The organism is Limimaricola cinnabarinus LL-001, assembly GCF_000466965.1.
In the GTDB taxonomy this organism is placed as follows: domain Bacteria; phylum Pseudomonadota; class Alphaproteobacteria; order Rhodobacterales; family Rhodobacteraceae; genus Limimaricola; species Limimaricola cinnabarinus.
The window spans coordinates 1-4047 of record NZ_BATB01000123.1 but is presented as its reverse complement, the minus strand read 5'-3'; the positions used below and the strand labels follow the sequence as shown (position 1 = coordinate 4047).

Genomic DNA, 4047 nt, shown 5'->3' with positions numbered 1-4047 from the left:
CGCGCCGGTGATCAGGATCGTCTTGCTCATCTCGTGCCTCAATGGTTGTCGCGCGGCAGGTCGCGGCCGACCTTGTGATAGGCCGTGGCCAGTTCGAGACAGCCGCCATCCGCGAGCTGGCCCACGTGTCTGCGGTAGATCTCCTGCCACGGCGTCTGGTTGCGCAGCTCGGGCGGGCTCCACGCGCCGCGCCGCTCGGCCCATTCGGTCTCGTCCACCAGCGCGTCGAGGCGGCAGGCTTCGAGGTCGAGCCGCACCCGGTCGCCGGTCTTGAGAAGCGCCAGCCCGCCGCCCACCACCGCCTCGGGCGAAGCGTTGAGGATCGAGGGGCTTTCGGAGGTGCCCGATTGCCGCCCGTCGCCCACCGTGGGCAAATGATTGATGCCCTGCATCAGAACCGCATCGGGCGGCTGCATGTTCACCACCTCGGCCGAGCCGGGATAGCCGACGCAGCCGACGCCCCGGATGAACAGGATCGTCTCGGCGTCGATCTCGAGGGCGGGGTCGTTGATCCGCTCGTGGTAATCCTCGGGGCCCTCGAACACCACGGCGCGCGCCTCAAAGATACCCTCATGGCCGGGCCGCGACAGGTAGCGCGCGCGAAACCCTTCGGAGATCACGGAGGTCTTCATCAGCGCGCTGTCGAACAGGTTGCCCGAGAGCACGAGAAAGCCCGCATTGATCCGCAGCGGCGCGTCATAGGCAGGATCACGTCCCTGTCCCGGCTCTCCCAACCCGCGAGGTTCTCGCCCATGGATTTGCCACTCGCGGTCATCGCCCCCTCATGGATGCGGCCCGCGCGGCGCAATTCGCCCATCACCGCCGGCACCCCGCCCGCGCGGAAGAAGCTCTCGCCCAGATAGGTCCCGGCGGGCTGCATGTTGACCAGCAGCGGCACGTCGAAGCCGATCTTCTGCCAGTCGGTCACGTCGAGCTCGACCCCCGCATGCCGCGCGATCGCCTGAAGATGCGGCGGCGCGTTGGTGGAGCCGCCGATGGCCGAGTTTGTCACGATGGCGTTCTCGAGGCTCGCGCGTCAGGATGTCCGAGGGCTTCAGATCCTCGTGCACCATGCCGACGATGCGCCGCCCGGTCTCATAGGCCATCGCCATCCGCTCGCGGAACGGCGCCGGGATCGCCGAGTTGCCCGGCAGCGTCATGCCCAAGGCCTCGGCCATCGCGTTCATCGTCGAGGCCGTGCCCATGGTGTTGCAATGCCCGAGCGAGGGGGCCGAGGCGCAGACCCGGCCCATGAACTCGTCATAGTCGATCCTGCCCTCGGCCAGGAGGCGACGGCTTTCCCAGATGATCGTGCCCGAGCCCGCGCGCTCGCCTTTCCACCAACCGTCGAGCATCGGCCCGCCATTGAGCGCGATGGCGGGCAGGTCGACCGTGGCCGCCCCCATCAGCATCGCGGGCGTGGTCTTGTCGCAGCCAGTGGTGAGCACCACGCCGTCGATCGGGTAGCCATGCAGCACCTCGACGAGGCCGAGATAGCTCAGGTTGCGGTCGAGTGCCGCGGTGGGCCGCTTGCCGGTTTCCTGGATCGGATGCACCGGAAACTCCATCGGGATGCCGCCCGCGTCGCGGATGCCCGCCTTGATCCGGTCCATGAGAAAGACGTGGATCTTGTTGCAGGGCGCGATGTCGCTGCCGGTCTGGGCGATGCCGATCACCGGGCGCTCGCTCTGAAGCTCGCCTTGGGTATAGCCCTGGTTCTGGTAGCGCTCGATATAAAGCGCGGTCATGCCGGGGTTGTTGGGGTTGTCGAACCATTCCTGGCTGCGGAACTTGCGCTTGGCGCGGGTGTCCATGGCCGTCTCCTCCTGTCGGCAAAAGGCCATCGCGGGCCGCCTGTCTGCTTGTGGCAGGATCGTGAAATGGTATACCAAATGCAAGGGCCAATCCGGCCCCTGCCGCATCGTTACCGGAGCCTCCCATGCCGCCGCCTCGCCACCCCTTTCGCGCGGGCTTTCGCGACTGCCTGCCCTTCGTGCTGATCGTGATCCCGTTCTCGACCCTGTTCGGCGTCGTCGCCCGCGACGCGGGTCTCGACCTCGTGCAGGTGATGTCGATGTCGGTGATCGTCATCGCCGGCGCGTCGCAGTTCACGGCGCTGGCGCTGTTGCAGGACGGCGCGCCGGTCTTCGTGGCGCTTCTGGCGGCCTTGGCGGTGAACCTGCGCATGGCGATGTATTCCGCCGCCCTCGTGCCGCATCTGGGCGCGGCCCCCTTGGGTGCGCGCGCGCTCGCGGCCTATCTCATGGTGGATCAGAGCTTTGCCGTGGCGGTGCGCCGCTACGAGGAAAGCCCCGAGATGACCGTCTCGCAAAAGCTGCGCTACTATTTCGGCTGCATGGCCGTGGTCTGCCCGATCTGGTATGGCTGCACGCTGGCGGGGGCGCTGATGGGACAGGCGATCCCGGCCTCGCTCTCGCTCGATTTCGCGGTGCCTGTGTGCTTCATCGCGCTGCTCGCGCCGCTGCTGCGCAGCCTGCCGCACCTGATCGCGGCCTTCGTCTCGGCGCTGGTGACGGTGGCCTTCGCGTGGCTGCCGTGGAATCTCGGCCTGCCGATCGCCGCCATCGCCGCGATGATCGCGGGCGCGCAGGCCGAGCTGTTCCTCGCCCGCCGCGCCCGCGCCAAGGCGGGGTGCCCGGCATGATCGGCGCGGGCGAATTCTGGAGCCTGACGCTGGCCCTCGGCCTCGGCACTTTCCTGATCCGGTTTTCCTTTCTCGGCCTGTTGGGGGGCCGCCAGCTTCCCGGCTGGCTGCTTCTGCACCTCAAATACGTGGGCGTCGCGGTGTTCCCGGCCCTCATCGTGCCCGCCGTGCTCTGGCCCGCCGCCACCGGCGGCGAGACCGAGGCCCCCCGCGTCATCGCGGCACTTCTTGCCGTCGCGGTGGGGCTGCGCTTCGGCCCGGTCGGCGCGATCACCGCCGGACTCGCCGCGCTCTACACGGCTCAGGCCTTGCTCTGAGCCACCGCCCCTTCGAGGTCGAGCCCGTTGAGGGCGGCCACGTGATCGGCCAGCCACGGCACGTAACCGCCGCCCCCGCCCGCCGCCTCCATCTGCGCGAAGGCGTCGCGGATCGCCGATCCCATCGGGTTGGCCATCCCCGCCGCCATCGCCATCGAGGCGGCATAGCGCGTGTCCTTGGCGGCGTTGGTGATCGTGAACTTGTGCACCTCGCGATCGCGGCTTACCGCCGCGCGCATGAAGGTGTCGTAGAACCCGTTCGCAAGCCGCGAGCCGCCGATCACCTCGTGGATCGCCTGCGGACTCAGCCCCGATTTCACCCCCATGGTCAGCGCCTCGGCATAAAGCGCGGCATAGCCCATGGAGATGAAATTCATCACCAGCTTCATCCGGTGCCCGGCACCGGTCTCGCCGACATGGGTGATGTTGCCGGCCCAGACCTCGATGATGGGCCGCACCTTGGCGAATGTCTCGGCGTCGCAGCCGACCATCGCGTCGAGCGTGCCCGCCTCGGCCTCCTTGGGTGTGCGGCCCAAGGGCGCATCGACGAGGGTGACCCCCGCCGCCGCCATCTCCCCGGCCAGCGCGGCGGTCGAGACCGGGTCGGCGGTCGTCGTGTCGATCACGATCAGCCCTGCGCGCGCCCCCGCCAATATCCCGTCCTCGCCCCGGATCACCGCCTCGACCTGATCCGAGTTCGACAGGCACAGATGGATGATGTCGCAGCTCTCGGCCATTTCGCGCGGGCTTTGCGCCTCGACCGCGCCTTGGGCCATCAGCGCCTCGACCGGCGCGCGGTCACGGTTGCCCTTGACCATCATCGGGTGCCCCGCCCGTGCGAGGTTCGTCGCCATGCCGCGCCCCATGAAGCCCAGCCCGATGAAGCCGATCCTTGCCTTGCCCGCTTGGTTGTCCGTCCCGTTATTCATCACTGTCCCTCCCTTGCCGCGCCGGGCGGCTTGATGCGTCGTGAAAATGGTATACCAATTGGGGCAGAGGACAAGCGCGGGGGTTCATGGCCCCGCGCCGGGAGGACAAATGCAGACCATTCGCCCCGCCGCCCCG

Annotated in this window: 3 protein-coding genes and 1 pseudogene; 2 read left to right on the top strand and 2 right to left on the bottom strand. The window is 68.4% G+C overall.

The features are described 5' to 3' along the window. Positions 1–38 precede the first annotated feature (38 nt). Positions 39–1814, bottom strand: a pseudogene (locus MBELCI_RS18430) (IlvD/Edd family dehydratase). A gap of 125 nt (positions 1815–1939) precedes the next feature. On the opposite strand from MBELCI_RS18430, the gene MBELCI_RS18425 reads away from it, so the two are divergent. Both MBELCI_RS18425 and MBELCI_RS18420 read left to right on the top strand, forming a co-directional pair. Next, positions 1940–2665: an AzlC family ABC transporter permease gene (locus MBELCI_RS18425; protein ID WP_021695758.1), complete on the top strand. Its 726-nt coding sequence runs from the start codon at positions 1940–1942 to the stop codon at positions 2663–2665. Further along, entirely contained in the window at positions 2662–2982 is a 321-nt protein-coding gene (locus MBELCI_RS18420) for an AzlD domain-containing protein (protein WP_021695757.1), read from the top strand. Before MBELCI_RS18425 ends, MBELCI_RS18420 begins: the two co-directional genes overlap by 4 nt. On the opposite strand, the gene MBELCI_RS18415 is transcribed toward MBELCI_RS18420, so the two are convergent. Continuing rightward, the gene (locus MBELCI_RS18415) at positions 2967–3959 is read right to left on the bottom strand and encodes an NAD(P)-dependent oxidoreductase (RefSeq protein WP_268744210.1); all 993 of its coding nucleotides are present in this window, start codon (positions 3957–3959) and stop codon (positions 2967–2969) included. The two genes, MBELCI_RS18420 and MBELCI_RS18415, sit on opposite strands and share 16 nt — an antisense overlap. Positions 3960–4047 lie beyond the last annotated feature (88 nt).